This window comes from Blastococcus sp. TF02-09 (assembly GCF_003319105.1).
Classification (GTDB): Bacteria; Actinomycetota; Actinomycetes; order Mycobacteriales; family Geodermatophilaceae; genus Blastococcus.
In genome coordinates this window covers 1-15,155 of record NZ_QOHH01000013.1, presented here as the reverse complement: position 1 = coordinate 15,155, position 15,155 = coordinate 1, and the positions used below count along the sequence as shown (strand labels likewise).

Annotated in this window: 11 protein-coding genes; 6 read left to right on the top strand and 5 right to left on the bottom strand. The window is 71.3% G+C overall.

The window, feature by feature from the left end; genetic code table 11:
- Positions 1-4: 4 nt before the first annotated feature.
- The 4 genes from DQ239_RS17385 (at position 5) to DQ239_RS17370 (ending at position 3,228) form a co-directional block, all read left to right on the top strand.
- Entirely contained in the window at positions 5-598 is a 594-nt protein-coding gene (locus DQ239_RS17385; protein ID WP_147252156.1) for a DUF6318 family protein, read from the top strand.
- On the top strand, positions 595-1,518 hold the full coding sequence (locus tag DQ239_RS17380; protein ID WP_113835680.1) for a hypothetical protein: 924 nt from the start codon (positions 595-597) through the stop codon (positions 1,516-1,518). Before DQ239_RS17385 ends, DQ239_RS17380 begins: the two co-directional genes overlap by 4 nt.
- Positions 1,519-1,628: 110 nt before the next feature.
- The gene (locus DQ239_RS17375; protein ID WP_147252155.1) at positions 1,629-2,726 is read left to right on the top strand and encodes a hypothetical protein; all 1,098 of its coding nucleotides are present in this window, start codon (positions 1,629-1,631) and stop codon (positions 2,724-2,726) included.
- A 61-nt stretch (positions 2,727-2,787) separates the two neighbouring features.
- Positions 2,788-3,228 (top strand): hypothetical protein, encoded by a 441-nt coding sequence (locus tag DQ239_RS17370; RefSeq protein ID WP_113835678.1) that lies wholly within the window; start codon positions 2,788-2,790, stop codon positions 3,226-3,228.
- Positions 3,229-3,293: 65 nt separating this feature from the next.
- On the opposite strand, the gene DQ239_RS17365 is transcribed toward DQ239_RS17370, so the two are convergent.
- Complete coding sequence (locus tag DQ239_RS17365; protein WP_113835677.1) at positions 3,294-5,003, bottom strand: FAD-dependent oxidoreductase; 1,710 nt, start codon at positions 5,001-5,003, stop codon at positions 3,294-3,296.
- Positions 5,004-5,103: 100 nt separating this feature from the next.
- Positions 5,104-8,391, bottom strand: a complete 3,288-nt coding sequence (locus DQ239_RS17360; RefSeq protein WP_113835676.1) for a carboxyl transferase domain-containing protein — start codon at positions 8,389-8,391, stop codon at positions 5,104-5,106.
- 143 nt (positions 8,392-8,534) lie between these two features.
- Between DQ239_RS17360 and DQ239_RS17355 the strand changes: the two genes are divergently transcribed.
- On the top strand, positions 8,535-9,926 hold the full coding sequence (locus tag DQ239_RS17355; protein WP_113835767.1) for an ADP-ribosylglycohydrolase family protein: 1,392 nt from the start codon (positions 8,535-8,537) through the stop codon (positions 9,924-9,926).
- Between the two features lie 17 nt (positions 9,927-9,943).
- On the opposite strand, the gene DQ239_RS17350 is transcribed toward DQ239_RS17355, so the two are convergent.
- The 3 genes from DQ239_RS17350 to DQ239_RS20165 form a co-directional block, all read right to left on the bottom strand.
- Positions 9,944-11,251: a hypothetical protein gene (locus DQ239_RS17350; protein WP_113835675.1), complete on the bottom strand. Its 1,308-nt coding sequence runs from the start codon at positions 11,249-11,251 to the stop codon at positions 9,944-9,946.
- Positions 11,252-11,501: 250 nt separating this feature from the next.
- Positions 11,502-13,157, bottom strand: a complete 1,656-nt coding sequence (locus DQ239_RS17345; protein WP_113835674.1) for an NERD domain-containing protein — start codon at positions 13,155-13,157, stop codon at positions 11,502-11,504.
- Positions 13,154-13,333, bottom strand: a complete 180-nt coding sequence (locus tag DQ239_RS20165; protein WP_147252154.1) for a hypothetical protein — start codon at positions 13,331-13,333, stop codon at positions 13,154-13,156. The genes DQ239_RS17345 and DQ239_RS20165 overlap by 4 nt, the downstream gene beginning before the upstream one ends.
- A gap of 409 nt (positions 13,334-13,742) precedes the next feature.
- Here DQ239_RS20165 and DQ239_RS21370 point away from each other — a divergent pair.
- Positions 13,743-15,155: sigma-70 factor domain-containing protein (locus DQ239_RS21370; RefSeq protein WP_348519337.1), on the top strand; the 1,413-nt coding region annotated here is incomplete at its 3' end.

Sequence of the window (15,155 nt, the reverse complement as noted above, 5' to 3'; positions counted from 1 at the left end):
CGACGTGCGTGATCTCCGCGGAGCCGCCCGAATGCGACTCGGGGCCATCAGCCTGGTCATCAGCGCGACGCTGCTGAGCGGCTGCTCAGAGAAGCAGGAGGCCAACACCACGCTGCCGTCGACGACGTCTGCGCCGACGGTCGAGGCGTTGCCACCGCTCGGTCCCGCGGACTTCCCCGTCCCCGACGAAGCCCGGACCCAGGACGCCGCCGGCGCCGAGGCCTTCGTGCGGTACTGGATCGAGCTGCTCAACCGCCAGCAAGCCATCCCATCAGGACAGCCGCTGCGGGACCTCTCATCGCCTGAATGTGACGAGTGCTCTCGCATCGCGGGAGCGTTCGACGACGCTGCCGCTGCCGGCCACCGCTATGAGGGTGGAGAGCTGTCATTGAACGATGTAGCGGAGCCCTTGATGGGGGATGGAGAAGCAGCCATCGCCTTCGGAGTGCGCGTCCAACCATTGACGGTTCGAGCCCCCACCGGCTCGCCGGTTCCCGGGGGTGTCGGGGAACTGGTGTCGAACGCTGGGTCGGGCATGAGGCTTGCATGGTCCGAGGAATCTCGATCCTGGATTATCACCAGAATGACCATCGGATGAGCCGTTTGATCATTCGGACGGCCCTGGTGGCAGCGATCATCGGTCTCGGCGTGCTCGTTCCAGTGAGCCAAGCTGGAGCGTGCATCCAGGTCCGCTGCCCTGTCGAGTTGGACGAGAGCGCCGTCACCGTCGCGTATGAGGGTGGAGGCGTGCCTGCCGTGGTCAGCGTCCAGGGCACGGAAGCGGTCGACTACGAGTGGCGCCTCATCGATCGCTGCGTCTCCGAGGCAGAGCGAATCGGCTACTGCTCGCCGAGTGTCGCCAGGTCGTGCCCACCAGCCGAGCCCGGTCGGGTCGTGCGCTACTTCGTCGTCGAGCGACGGCCGGTGGTGCGAGCTGACAACACGGCGCTCGTGGACGGCCCGGACGGTCCGACCGTCGTAGGGGTGAGTGACGAGTACGCACCTGGAGACCCATACGACGTCTGGAACCCGCAGAGGGAGGGCTGCTTCGACATCACGCCACTGAACCCGCCGCCGTCGGGCGCCGAGGTGTTCAGCTACTTCCAGCGCCTGCCACTCCCCCAGCTCACGACGGAGCACCAGCCGCCGGGCGACGGGCTCGCTGGCTTGCAGGTGATCTTCTACACCGACTCCCCCACGACGCAGACCTTCACCGTCGACATCCGCGGCTTCGAGGTCGTCATCGAGGCGGTCGCGGAGCAGTTCACCTGGCACACCGGCGACGCCACCGGTCAGCTCGTCAGCACCGACCCCGGCGCGCCCTATCCCGAACAAACCATCGAGCACTTGTACCGGTCCGGCACCTACACCGCCCACCTGACGGTCACCTGGGGCGCGACCTTCAGCGTCGACGGCGGCGCGGACGCCGACGTCCCCGGCACCACGACCACTGACGGTCCGCCGGTCACCTTCGACGTGCTGCAAGCTCGGCCACTGCTCACCAACCCCTGGGACTGAACGCCACGCAGGAACGGCCGTTCGCCGTCGCGCACCGCGGTTGTGGACAGCGGATCCGGTTGTGAACAGCGGATCGATCGCGTCGGCGGTCGCTCCTAGCGTCCGCCGCCATGACCCCTGAAGAGCACCTCCCTTCCCCGCACGTCACCGAGCCCGACCTCATGGAGAGCCTGGCCAGCGCGCTGCGCGCCGGCACGGATTCACCGACACCCGGCCCGCTGCTCGTCACCGCGTCGATGCTGCTGGACATCGCCGCAGGCGACCCGGACCCGTCGACCGCGACCGCCACACTCGTCCGAGGACTCCTGTCCTGGAACCGACCCGAGTGCTCGGCCGGCGCACTGGCGATGGCCACGCTGTCCAGGGACGACGCTCTGCGGCGGGAGGTGCGCCGGGACGCCGCCGACCGGGGGCACCTGCTCCCCCGCTGGCTGGTCGAGCTCAACCGCTCGGAGGCCGTCGACCGGGCTGTCGAGCTCAGCACGGTCTTCCGCGACGTGGACGAACTGGTCGTGGGGGTGACCGTGTCCGGCGGGCACTGCCTCACCGCCGTGGTCCACGTCGACAACGAACTGGGGTTCCGCGTGGTCGACGGTCGCCTCTACGCGCGCCACGTCGATGTCGTCGTGGCGGCGATCGAAGGTGGAGAGGATCCGGACGTGCGCGTCCGGGACATCACCCCGGCCGACGCCCGTGCCCGCCTCACCGATGCGCTGCGCGACCCGGACCTCGATGCGCTGTCCGGCAGATCCACGCCCTGGCGGCAGCTGCGGCCGTTGGTCCGCTGGCTCGTCACCGTGCTGCCCGACGGAGGCGACGCGGTCGTCGCAGCCGCTGGGGACGATGTCGACCTCGACGACGTCACCGCCGCCTTCCTCGCCAGTCCGTGGGGCCGCCCGTGGGTGCGGAGCGATCTGCCCGAACTGGTCGAGGCGGTGCTGGGCGACGGGCTGGGCAACGGCCTCGGTGACCCGCTGCTGTGGGCGCCGCACAACGTCCGGCGGCTGCTGCACCCCGAGAGCATCTGGCTCGACCACGAGGATCTCGACACCGAGCGCGTCCCGGAGCTGCTGCGCGACATCATCCGGTACGGCCATGCGGAACGCGGGCTGCGACCCGGGCTCACCGACGACGCACTGGCCGCCGTCGACCGTCACGCTCCTCGCTACCTCGCCGCTGTCCGCGCCTGGCACGACGACGTCGCATGAGCGATCGGTGCCTGTGGACAACCCCGGCACGGGACCTGGGTTCTGCGCCAGAGTCCAATCCATGTCGACCCGACCGCACCCCACCGTTCCCGTCACCCGCGACGAGGAGCTCACCGAGCGCTGGCGCGCCCTCCTGCACCTCGATGGCCCGCCCGCCCGCCGGACGCTGTTCCTGACCTGGCTCCGCCCCGACGGCACCATGGTGCCGCTGCTCATCCCGGTGGAGGACGTGCCTCTCGAGCCCGACCGCGCATCCCTCGGCAATCTCGCAACCGTGCACGCCACTGTCGCCGATGCCGGAGGGGTCGACCCGGGTGAGCTGCACCTGGCCGTGCTCCTGGAACGCCACGGCCCGGCCGGCCTCTCCCCCGACGACCACGCGTGGTGCTCGGCCGTCGAGGCGGTGCTGCGCGATGGCGCCGGCGTGGACTGCAGCATGCACGTCGGCAACGGACGTACCGCCGTCCCCGTGCTGGCCCGGCGGAACTGGCCGACGGAGTGAGCCGACGGGCGGCCCCACCACGCGGCAGCCAGGCCACAAGCGACGTCCGTTGAAGCCCGCGGGGTTCAGGGCACGCCCGCTCGGGGGCTCGGCAGGCCGGTGGGCCGGAGGCCCCTGCGCTCGTCGGCGAACAGGCGGTGGACGAACTGGATGGCCACCGATCCCTCACCGACGGCCGAGGCCACCCGCTTCACCGACCCGCTCCGGACGTCCCCGGCCGCGAGCACGCCCGGCACGCTGGTCTCCAGCGGCAGCGGAGCCCGGCCGAGGGACGCGATGGCGGCGGCGTCCAGCTCCGCTCCCGTGAGGACGAAGCCGGAGGCGTCCCGCTGGAACGTCGGCGGCAGCCAGGCGGTGTGCGGCTGGGCGCCGATCATGAGGAACAGCGCGTAGGCGCCGACAGTCTCCAGCGCGCCGTCCTCCCGGTGGCGCAGCACGAGGTGGTCGAGCCAGCCGTCGCCCCCGCCGTCGACGACCTCGGTGCTCGTCCGCACCTCGATGTTCGGCGTCGCCTCGATCTGGTGGACGAGGTAGTGCGACATGCCGGCCTCGAGGGTCGCGGCGCGGACCACGAGCGTGACCCGCTTCGCGTGGCCGGCCAGGTGGATCGCCGCCTGCCCCGCGGAGTTGGCGCCGCCGACGACGAACACCTCCTCCCCCGCCACCAGCGGTGCCTCCGAGCTGGCGGCGCCGTAGAAGACGCCGGCTCCGTTGAGTGCCTCGAGAGGTTCGATGCCGAGCCGCCGGTAGCTCGCGCCGGTCGCCAGGACGACGGCGCGGGCGCGGACGACGCCGCCGGTGTGCAGGTCGACGACGATCTCGCCGTCCTCCCGCGCGAGGTGGGTGACCTGCTGCATGAAGGCGAAGCGGGCACCGAACACCCAGGCCTGCTGGTGGGCGCGGCGGGCGAGCTCGGCGCCGGTGACGCCGCGCGGGAAGCCGAGGTAGTTGCGGATGGAGGAGCTGCTCGTCGCCTGCCCGCCGATGCTGCCGGAGTCGATCACGACGGTGCGCAACCCCTCGGACGCGCCGTACACACCGGCGGAGAGCCCGGCCGGGCCGCAGCCGACGATCACCAGGTCGAAGCGCTCCCCCGACGGGTCGAGCTCCCTGCCGGCGGAGCGGGCGATGTCGGTGTCGGTGGGGTCCTCCATGACGGCGCCGTTGGGCATGACGAGCAGCGGGAACCGGCGCGGCCCGGTGCCAGCGAGGATGGCGCGCCCCTCGTCGGAGTCCGCGAGGCAGAAGCGGTGCGGCATCGCGCAGCGGCCGAGCACCTCGCGCAGCCGGTACGCCCGGCCCGACCAGGTCTCGCCGACGACCTCGATCGTGTGCGGAGCGCGGCGGCGGGTCTCGGCCCAGGCGAGCAGGAACGACGACAGGGCCTGGTGGAACTGCTCGTCCGGCGGGGGTGCCGGCCGGATCACGTAGTGGTCGATGCGGCCCCGTGCGATGGCCTCGAAGAGGGCGTCGCCGACCTCGGGCACGCCGACACCGGCCCAGGCGATGAGCAGGGCGCGCTGGGCCTGCGGGAACCAGCGGGCCACCTCGCCGAGGAAGTCGGCCCCGGGGGCGCCGTCGAGCTGCTCGGCCGCGAGCACCAGCGCGACCTCCTCACCGGTGCGGGCCAGCTCCTCGAGGGTGCGCGTCGCCTCGGCGGTCGAGCCGAGGGTGCGGACCCGGTAGTCGGGTGTGTACCGGGTGCGCAGCTCGCGGTCGACGGCGGCGAGCAGGGCCGGATCGTCGTCGACGGCGACGATCAGGGGCGCGGTCATGGCAGCTCCGGGACGTCGGACGCAGGACCCCGTGCCCGCAGATCGTAGGAACCGGCACCCCGCCGCGCCTAGACCCTCGGATCCGGTAGGGGCCTCGCCCCTACCAGGTGTCCACGTTCGGCCGGACCCGTCCCGGCGGCCGCGGGGTCGCCGCCGCCTCGCGGGTCAGCGTGGTGATCCAGCGGCGGGTGTCGGCGGGGTCGATCACGTCGTCGATCCCCCAGTGCGCGGCCACGTTGAGGCCCGTGCCGCGCTCGTAGGCGGCGGCGACGGCGGCCTCGTAGGCGGCATGCCGCGCGGCGTCGTCCTCGATGGCCTCCAGCTCGCGCCGCATCCCGAGGCGCACCGAACCCTCCAAGCCCATCGGGCCGAACTCGCTCGACGGCCAGCCGACGGTGAACCGCGGCACCTTGGTGCTGCCGCCCGCCATGGCCTGCGCGCCGAGGCCGTACGCCTTGCGGACGACCACCGTCCCGATCGGCACCGACAGGTTGGCGCCGATGACGAACAGCCGGGAGAAGTGGCGGACGGTAGCCGTCTTCTCCGACTCGACGCCGACCATGAAGCCGGGGGTGTCGCAGAGGGAGACGACCGGCAGCCCGTGGGCGTCGCACAGCTGCAGGAAGCGGGCCGCCTTGTCCGCGGCGTCGGCGTCGATGGCGCCGCCGAGGTGCGTCGGCACGTTGGCGATCACTCCGATGGGCGCGCCCTCGACCCGGGCCAGGGCGGTGATCATCCCGGCGCCCCAGCCGTCGCGGAGTTCGAGCACGCTCTCCTCGTCGGCGAGGGCGTGCAGCACGGCGCGCATGTCGTAGACCCGCTTGCGGTTCTCCGGGACCAGGTGGCGCAGCGCGCGCTGGTCGGGTGCCGTCCAGTCGGCGACGGGTCCCTGGAAGTAGGAGAGGTACTTGCGGGCCGCGGCGACGGCGGCCGCGTCGTCGGCGACCCGGATGTCGACGACGCCGTTGGCGTGCTGGACGTCGATCGGGCCGATCTCCTCGGGCGAGACGACGCCGAGGCCGCCGCCCTCGATCATCGCCGGGCCGCCCATGCCGATGTTCGCGTCCTCGGTGGCGATGACGACGTCGCAGGTGCCGAGCAGTGCGGCGTTGCCGGCGAAGCAGCGGCCGCTGCCGATGCCGACGGTCGCGACGAGGCCGGAGAGCCGGCCGAAGAGGGTGAAGGCGGCGGTGTCGAGCGCGGAGACGACCGGGTGGTCGACGTCGCCGGGCCGGCCGCCACCGCCCTCGGCGAAGAGGACGACCGGCAGCCGCCGCTTCTCCGCGAGCTCGAACAGCCGGTCCTTCTTGAGGTGCCCGCGCATGCCCTGGGTGCCGGCGAGCACGGTGTAGTCGTAGGAGACGACGACGGCCGCGCTGCGGTCAGGGCCGACCAGGTCGCCGTTGATGTCGGCCAGCCCGCCGACGACGCCGTCGGCCGGGGTGCGCTCCTGCAGCTCCTCGCGGCTGCGGCGGCGCTCCTGGGCGGCGAAGACGAGCGGCCCGTACTCGAGGAAGCTGCCCTCGTCGACGAGGTCGTCGAGGTTCTCCCGGGCGGTGCGCCGGCCCTGGGCGTGCCGCTTGGCCACCGCCTCGGTGCGGTGCTCGTCGAGGCCGATCTCGTGGCGGCGCCGGACCTCGGCGAGGTCGGCGCGGTCGGCGTCGAAGTCGATCTGGTCGGCCGCGTCGGCGGCGTCGCCGTCGGAGTGCTCGACGGTGGCGAGGACGTCGCCCTGCCGCACCGTGTCGCCGACGCGGACGGTGATGCGCCGGACGGTGCCGCCGGCGGGAAGCGCAACGACGTGCTCCATCTTCATGGCTTCCAGGACGAGGACGACTCCCCCGGGCTCGACCGTCGCGCCTTCCGTTGCCTCGACGGCGACGACGGTGCCGGGGACCGGTGCGCGGAGGGCGTCCTCGCCGGCGTCGAGCTGGACCTGTTCCCGGTGCTGTTCCTGCTCGGCGCGCGGCTGGGTGTCCGGCCCGGCGTACTGCTCGGCGGCGGCGACGAGGTCCGCGACGGAGTCGTCGAGGAGCGTGGTGGTGGCCCGGCCGGCGAGGACGTCGGGGTCGGCGAGGACGGCGCGGAGGAAGCCGGTGTTGGTGGCGACGCCGCGGACGTCGACCTCGGCGAGTGCGCGGTCGAGGTGGCGCAGCGCGTCGCGGAGGTCGCCCTGCCGCTCGTGGACGACCACCTTGGCCAGCAGGGAGTCGTAGCGGGCGCTCTGCTCGGCGCCGGGCCGGGCCGCGGTGTCGACCCGGACGCCCGGGCCGCCGGGGAGGGTGAGCGCCGTGATGGTGCCGGCGGATGGCAGCAGGGTGCCGTCGGCGGTGACGGTCTCGGCGTTGACGCGGGCCTGGACCGCCCAGCCTCGTAGCCGTGGGACCCCGTCGGCGAGGCCCAGGTCGGCCAGCGTCGCGCCGGTGGCGACGCGCAGCTGCAGCCGGACGAGGTCGAGGCCGGTCGTCTCCTCGGTGACGGTGTGCTCGACCTGCAGGCGCGGGTTGCACTCGAGGAAGACGAACTGCTCGGGGTCGTCGGCGGAGACGAGGAACTCCACGGTCGCCAGCCCGCGGAGTTCAACCCGCTCCGCGAGGGCGCGGGCTCCCTGGTGCAGCTGCGTTCGGACGTCGTCGGGCAGGTCCCACGCGGGGGCGATCTCGACGATCTTCTGCCGGGAGCGTTGCAGCGAGCAGTCGCGGTCGCCGAGGACGACGGCTTTCTGCCTGGCGTCACCGAGCACCTGCACCTCGATGTGACGTGCCCGCTCGAGGTACTCCTCGGCGAGGACCTCCCGTTTCCCGAACGCGACCCGCGCCTCCTCCGCGACCTGCGCGACGGCGGCGTCCACGTCGTCACCACCGCGGAGGACGCGGGTGGCCCGCCCTCCCCCGCCGTAGCGGGCCTTGAGCAGAACCGCGCCGGTAGCGTCGAGGAGCGTCCGCACCTCGTCGGGATCATCCGTGGCCGCGCGCAGGACCGGGACGCCGACCGCCTCGGCGGCCCGGCGGGCGAACTCCTTGTCACCGAGGACGGCGAGCGTGCCGGCGTGGGGGCCGACGGGAGCGACGAGGACGTCGTACTGGATCCCTACGTCCTCGCACGCGCGCGGAAGGCTGCTCTCCTCGGACAGGAAGCCGTAGCCGGGATGGATGAGCTCGCACCCGGTCTCCATGGCGGCCCGGACGATCTGTCCGACGTCGAGGTAGGCGGCCGGGCCGGAGCCGGGGAGGACGTACGTCTCGTCGGCGGCGGCGAGGTGGGCGGCGTCGGGCTCGTCGGCCGCGGTGACGGCGACGCTAGTCATCCCCTCGGCAGCTGCGGCCCGGGCGATGCGGACGGCGATCTCGCCGCGGTTGGCGATCAGCAGGCGGGGAGAGTCGACCACCGGGCGATGCTCGCACGCACCTCTGACATCGCTGTGACCGCCGTCACCGCTGGCCGCGGCCGGTGGGGTCAGGCCGCCGGCCGGTTCGTGCCCGGGAGATGCTGGGGCGGTCCCCCCGCTCTCGAGGAGTGCTCGTGCCGTCCATGCACCGCAGTCACCGCGTCGCCGGGGCGCTCGTGGGTTCCGCCGTCGGCGACGCGCTCGGCGCGCCGTTCGAGTTCGGTCCGCCGGGGGCGTTCTCCGCGCGCTTCCCGGCGCCCGCGCGCGGGTCGAAGACCGAGATGTGCGGCGGTGGCTCGCTGAACTGGGAGCCGGGCGAGTTCACCGACGACACCCAGATGGCGCTGCTGGTGGCGTCGTCGCTGGTCGATCAAGGCGGGCTGGACCTCGCGGACGTGTTCGACCGGTTCTCGGCGTGGGCGGCGGCCGGGCCGCCGGACATCGGCAACCAGACGCGGGCGGTCCTGTGCTCGGGGCTGTCGTGGTCGTCTGCTGCGGCCGAGCACTTCGCCGCGTCGGGGCACGCGGCGGGCAACGGCTCGCTGATGCGGACGACGCCGGCCGCGATCTGGTTCTCGCGCTTCGGCACCGAGGCGACGACGGACGCGGCGCGGCGGATCTCGGCGCTGACGCATGGCGACCCGTCGGCCGGCGAGGGCTGCGCAATTTTCCACGAGCTGCTGCGGGTGGCGCTGGACGGCGGCGACCCGCTGGCGGCGATCCCGTCGGCGCTGTCGTTGGTGGCCGAGGAGCACCGCCAACGGTGGGCGACGGTGCTGGCTGAGGACTGGACGCCTGAGCAGGCGACGGAGTCGAACGGCGCGGCGTGGCCGACGCTCGGCTCGGCGGTGTGGGCGCTGCGCAACGGGCGGGACATCGCCGAGGTGCTGCGGCTGGTGATCGACCTGGGCGGCGACACCGACACGGTGGCGTGCGTCGCCGGCGGGCTGGCCGGCGCGGTGTTCGGGATGGGCGGGATCCCGAGCCGGTGGGCGTCGGTGGTGCACGGCCGGGTGCCGGGGCACGGCGACAAGGTGTGGCGGCTGGCGGACCTGCAGCAGCTCGCGGCGGCGCTGGACAGCGGGGTGCAGCAGAGCTACGACCCGGGCGTGATCCCGCGGATCGGGCCGGCGGAGGTCCTGCCGGGTATCTGGGCGGCCAACCTGGACGGCGCGCGATACAGCGAGAAGGACTTCGCCGTCATCTCGCTGTGCCGGCTGGGCGAGCCGTTCGAGCACGAGCTGCAGCGGATGGCCTACATCGCCGACAACGAGCACAACAGCGACCTGGACGTCGTGCTTGCCGACGTCCTGGACGACATGGAGGCGCTGCGAGCCGAGGGGCGCCGCCTGCTGGTGCACTGCCACGGCGGTGCCTCCCGGACCGGCCTGCTGCTGCGGGCCTGGCTGATGCGCACCGAAGGCATGACGGCCGAGGAGGCGACGGCCCACGTCGCCGAACGCTGGCCGAACCTCGGCCTGTGGAACGCCAGCTTCACCGCCGCTCTGCAGCGGTTGGGCCAGTCATCGGGCTGACGGCACAGGCCCCACGATCACGCAGCGGCAGCCGGGTAGACGACCAGCGACCCGTCCCTGTTCCGTTCGATCTCGATGGCCACGTCGGACTGCCGGACTTCATGGTCGACACCGTCACCCAGGGCGCGCAAGCGGTAGGCGACCCGGAGCAAGTCGTCGACGTCTCCTTGCGTCCACACCAAGCTACGGATGCCGCTGGAAAGCTTCAGTTCCAGCGATGACAGGCGGAGAAGGACGGACGTAATGCCGGACTCCAGCTCGTCGACGCGGCGTTCGTCGTCCTGCAGGGTGCGAAGGAAGGCCCTGAACGGGTGGCTGGCGCCCTCCAGCTGGGCGTGCTCGACGGCCTGGAGAACCAGGACCCGGCGCTTGAGTGCAATCGCCAGTCGCGCAATCTCCAGGTGCGCACGGAAGGCGCCTCCTTCCTCGTCGATGCCGGGAAACGCCTTGGTGAGCGCTCCAATCTCGACCGCGCCCTCTGGCAAGGCGTCGAGGGCCGCCTTCCACTTGGTGAGCCGGCTGCGCGTCCGCTCGATCGCGGTGCCGATCTCGTGCACAGCGGAGTCGAGGCCCAGGGAGGCGCCGATGCGGCCCTGGTCAAGGAGAATCGAGGTCGCCTTGTCGATGGCGTCGCGACACCCGGCCAGTTCGCTGCGCTCGTCCTCCAGCTTGTCCTCGTGCAGTTGCTCCAGCAGGTCGGTGATGCGCTCGATCGCTGCCTGGCGCTGCTGTTCGGCATGGGCGCTGACACCGACGGCGACGGCCATGAGCACGAGCGGCGCGGCCACCGTGAACGCTCCGGCGCCCGCTGCCACCGCACCAGCGGTGGCAGCCGAGCCTCCCGCCGCCCCCGCTGCCGCCGTGCTCGTGGCGGGGACGAAGGTCGCCTGCCCGACGATCCCGGTGGCGTTCCGCAGACCGCCATGGATGCCTCCGGCAACTCCCTTGGCAGCCATAGGCTTCACGAGCCCCTTGCCGAACTCTGCGGCAACCTTCGCTGGAACGACCATCTTGTAGAGCATCTCGCCGGAGGCGGCAGCGGTCGTGCTTGGCGCGGACTTCGCCGTCTGCGTGACGGGCTGCGTCAACTGCTGGGCGAGAGGGCTGGCTGCACGGAGGGCGATGCCGCCGTCCCGTTCGCGCTTGGAAGAGAGCGGGTGCGCTTCGAGCGTCGCGATCGGCGAGTCCGCGAGCGTCGCCAGGACCGTCCTGAGCTCCGCGAGGCGCGCAGGTGACATGCCCTCGTCGCCCAGCAGGTCCGGCAGGGTCACATCCTCGGTGGCGAGGGTCCAAACCGACACGGGCGCGTTGCTCTCAGCAGTCACGTTCTCTTCCTCCCAAAGTCGGCACCGGCTCTGGCGGCGGCACCGAAAACTTCGAGACGAAGCTAAACGTGCGGGGTGACATCCTCGACGACGAGGGGCGCGTCGTAACCCCCTCCGTCCCCGGTGCCTCAGCACTCTCCGCGTCCCCGCTACGCCCCCGCCGAGTGATGCGATCGTGGGACGCAACGAACGAGACGCCGGGAGCAGTCACGAGATGACTCCTCCCTGACTCCGCGTGCAGCAGGGGTGGTCATGGCACGCCGGCCGATGAGCCGGCCGTCAGCCTGAGGGCGACCGCCCGGCCACCGACACGGCGGATCAGCTCGAGGTCACCGCAGACGACCAGCAGGTCGCGGGCTCGCGATAGCCCGACGTACAACATTTCCCGCGCACGGGCTTCGTTACGAAAGCCGTTGACCGCCAGAACGACAGCGGGTCGCTCGAGCCCTTTGAACCCGAGCACGTGCCCGTAAAAGAGGTCGTCGTTCTGCCAGTAGGTCGCCCAGTAGGCGTCCTGCCCCTCGGCCTGCCGCTCCACCTGTACGGGGTGCCGACGGTGCGTTGTCAGCAGCGCCACGGCCTCCGGCGGCCACCCTTCCTCAAGCAGGGCGTCGGCGACGTCGTCGGCAGCCTCAACCGCCTCGTCGGGCGAGCACTGGACGAACCGCACCGGTACGCCCGAGGAGCCGCGGATCCGCATCTGCTCAGGGGCTAGGCTGGAGAAGGTCCCTGCGATCTGCTTGGTGTTGCGCAGGTTCTCGTTGAGCGGGATTGGCATGAGGTCGACGGTCGGGCGCCCCTGGCGCGCGAAGATGCGCTGCCCCTCATCCGAGAAGACGTAGATGCACCCGCGCTCGGGATCGCGTAGAGCCGCTACGACGGCGTCCCACCAGCTCTGGGCGAAGTCCTGCCCCTCGTCGATGACGATGGCGTCGAACCGCTGCCCCTCGGGCAGAGCGCCGGCCAGCTTCACCATCTCGGCCGGGAGGAACTCTTCCCAGTAGCGGCTGTCGTCGTCCGAGCCGGCCGGCACTCCCCAGTCGATGCCGAGATAGTGAAAGGTGCCGACGTAGGAGGGCCGCTGCCGCTTGGGCAGCTTCTCGACGCGACGCTTGAGGAACTCGGCAAGGCCGCGCGAATAGCACATGAGCGCGACTCGCTGCCCCTCCGCCGCGAGCCGACGGGCCTTCTCCACCGCCAGCCAGGTCTTGCCCGACCCGGCCCCACCGCGGATCTCCACCCGGGAGTACTCGCTGAGCAGATCCAGCACCTTGGCCTGGTCCCGGGTCAGCAGATCGCAGGCGGCTTCCCGCTCGGCGAGCTCGGCCAGGAGGTGCTGCTGAGGGATCGCCGTCCCCGCGAGGCAGTCAACCATCTCCTCGACGTCCTCAGCGGTGGACGGGTCCGGCTCGTCGCGGACCTTCTCCAGCGCCGCCCGGATGCGCGCCGCGGCGTGGGGCACGTCCGTGACGTCGAGCGCCATCCAGCGAGCCAACCCGGGCGCCACAAAGTCAGCGGGCAGCGTCGTCGCCGGCACCGCGACGAGGTGCGCGCTGCGCGGGCGCCCGGCGGACCAGCGGGGGTGGTCGGCCAGGTAGTCGCAGAGCAAGTACTTGCAGGCGACCGCCTGGTCGACGGGGTGGATGACCCGGTCGACACCGTCCTGGCGCTGCCGCCACTCCCCGCGGTCCAGCGAGACGCTGCCGCCCTTGACCTCGACGACCGCGATGCCCACGCCGGGCCACGCGACGATCACGTCCGCCTCTCGGTCCTCCCGACCGTCGCTGAAGCGAAGGTTGCAGAAGACGACGGCGTCGTCGGGCAGCTGCTCGCGCACCTTCTCGACGAAGAGTGCCTCGGCAGCGGATCCGAACAGCGGATCGTCCGGAAAGAGCCGAGCCGTCACACCAGCGCGCCAGCAAGCGGAAGTGCGTCCAGGACTGCCTCGCTGGCGCTCCGCACCGCGAGTGCCCGAGCTTTGGCCGCCTTGCCCGAACCGGACAGTGGCTGCATCAAGACTGAGGGGAACTGCTTGAAAGGTGAAACCCGTCTAGTCTCCATGGCGATGCCGGCAACGGTCACGGGGATCTCCTCCGCACTTCCTACTCGAGTCGGCGTCAGGCGATAGAGCTGCCGAGAGTGACGCTGCCACAACGCGCCGACGAATCGAAGCTTCCGGCGAGCTTCTCCGCATCCGTCTCAGCTGTCCCAACCGCCCATCACTGATCCCGGCGACGACGCGGTGTCAACGGTTCCTCGCCGGGCTCGTGGCAACACGGCGGAGAGCCGCCCCGCGCGCGTCGGTGCGGAGTTTAGGGTTCACGCCCAGCGGCATCGAGGGCCTGGGAAGGCGTTGCTGGGCTCGGACCCTGACAGCTGGGGCAGAACGTGGGTCTTGTCAGCTGCGGGGCCGGCTGCTTCACACGACCGGATGACTCGACACACCGATGGATACGGTCATTTGTCCGGCTAGCGATCCGTCGCTGTTCCGGTGGTTAGGTTCTTCTCGAAAGCACCGGCTTGGGCGACGAAGGGGGCGATGGTCACGGGTGAGAACGCCGTGGGCCGTCTGCGCCGCCTCCGACAGGCAATTGACAAGAACGGCTGGCGCCGCCCGAACCAACAGCGCTCCGACGGCCGATCCGACAGGCCTAACGCCGACGCACACACACAGAGCGCGGAGAACTTCGAGGAAGCGCCCACGCCGACTCCGCACGATCGCCAACCGTCGACGGCGGATGATCCGCCTGCAATCGAATATCTCGGCAGAGCCGCCTCGGATGAGGAGCGCGAGGTAGAAGTCACAGCAAGTCGCGCAACCGAGCCAACGGACGATCTTCCCGACGGTAAGCCGATCCTGGGGGCGCTCCGAGAGTCCGCCTTGAGGCAGTGGAGGGCAGATGGTCAGCACGGAATGGTCCACGCGGCTGAGTCCGCGGACCGAGTCCTCATAGGGATCGCGGCCGCTCAACAGGCCGTTTATGAAGGCAACCAGGTTGTCGTAATAACCCCGTCCGCTGGCGCACAGGCTAGGTGGCTGGCCCGCGTGTTCGAGCTACTACCAGAGATCGACGTCGGCCAGCTTGGTGCCGGGCACACGGATGAGCTCGACGACTGCCACGTTCTGGTGGCGATCTCGCCCGCCCTGCTCTCTGCCACCCTAGAGCTTCGGGTAGGCGACCTTGTGATCACCGACGATTGGGACAAGTACAACGCGGACCCTGCCGTCCGCACGCTGATCCAGGCTTTCGACAAGCGGCTGATCTTGACGTCGACCCCACCCTCCCGCTTGGACCCCAGCACGATCACGCCCTCAAGCACCAAAGCGCATGTCACGGGATGGGACAGCCCCACGCAGGTGCCGCTCCCTCCGCGTTGCACAACCACGGAGATCCCCTCGGTCCGCAGCGCAGACGGGGCGACCAGCCCTTCAGGAGAGCCGGCGAACGCACTTGGCCGGGACGTTGCCGCCCTACTGCCGCCAGTCACAGGCGTGGCATCGACAGTCGTCCACCCGCCGAAGTCCCGTGGCGACGATGACGAATCCGTCGTCACGGCTACCTCCCCTGTGGCCGTCGTCGACGTGACTACAACCGTCCAGAAGCTCGGCGAGCCGCTCGCCGACCGCCTCCGGGCCATCGTGGAGACGCCCGACCAGGGCCAACGTGCACAGGAAGCAGCGGACTTGCGGTGGGAGGCTGAGGAGGAGGAGTTCCAGGCCCTCCGCCAAACCCGCAAGGACGCCGAGCTCACCAACTCCGCGGACACAGTCCGGATCTACCTCAAGCAGATCGGCAAGGTGGCGCTGCTCAACGCCGAGGAGGAGGTCGACCTCGCCAAGCGGATCGAGGCCGGGCTCTACGGCTCCGAGCGGCTGCGCCAGGTCGAGGAGGAGGGCATCAAG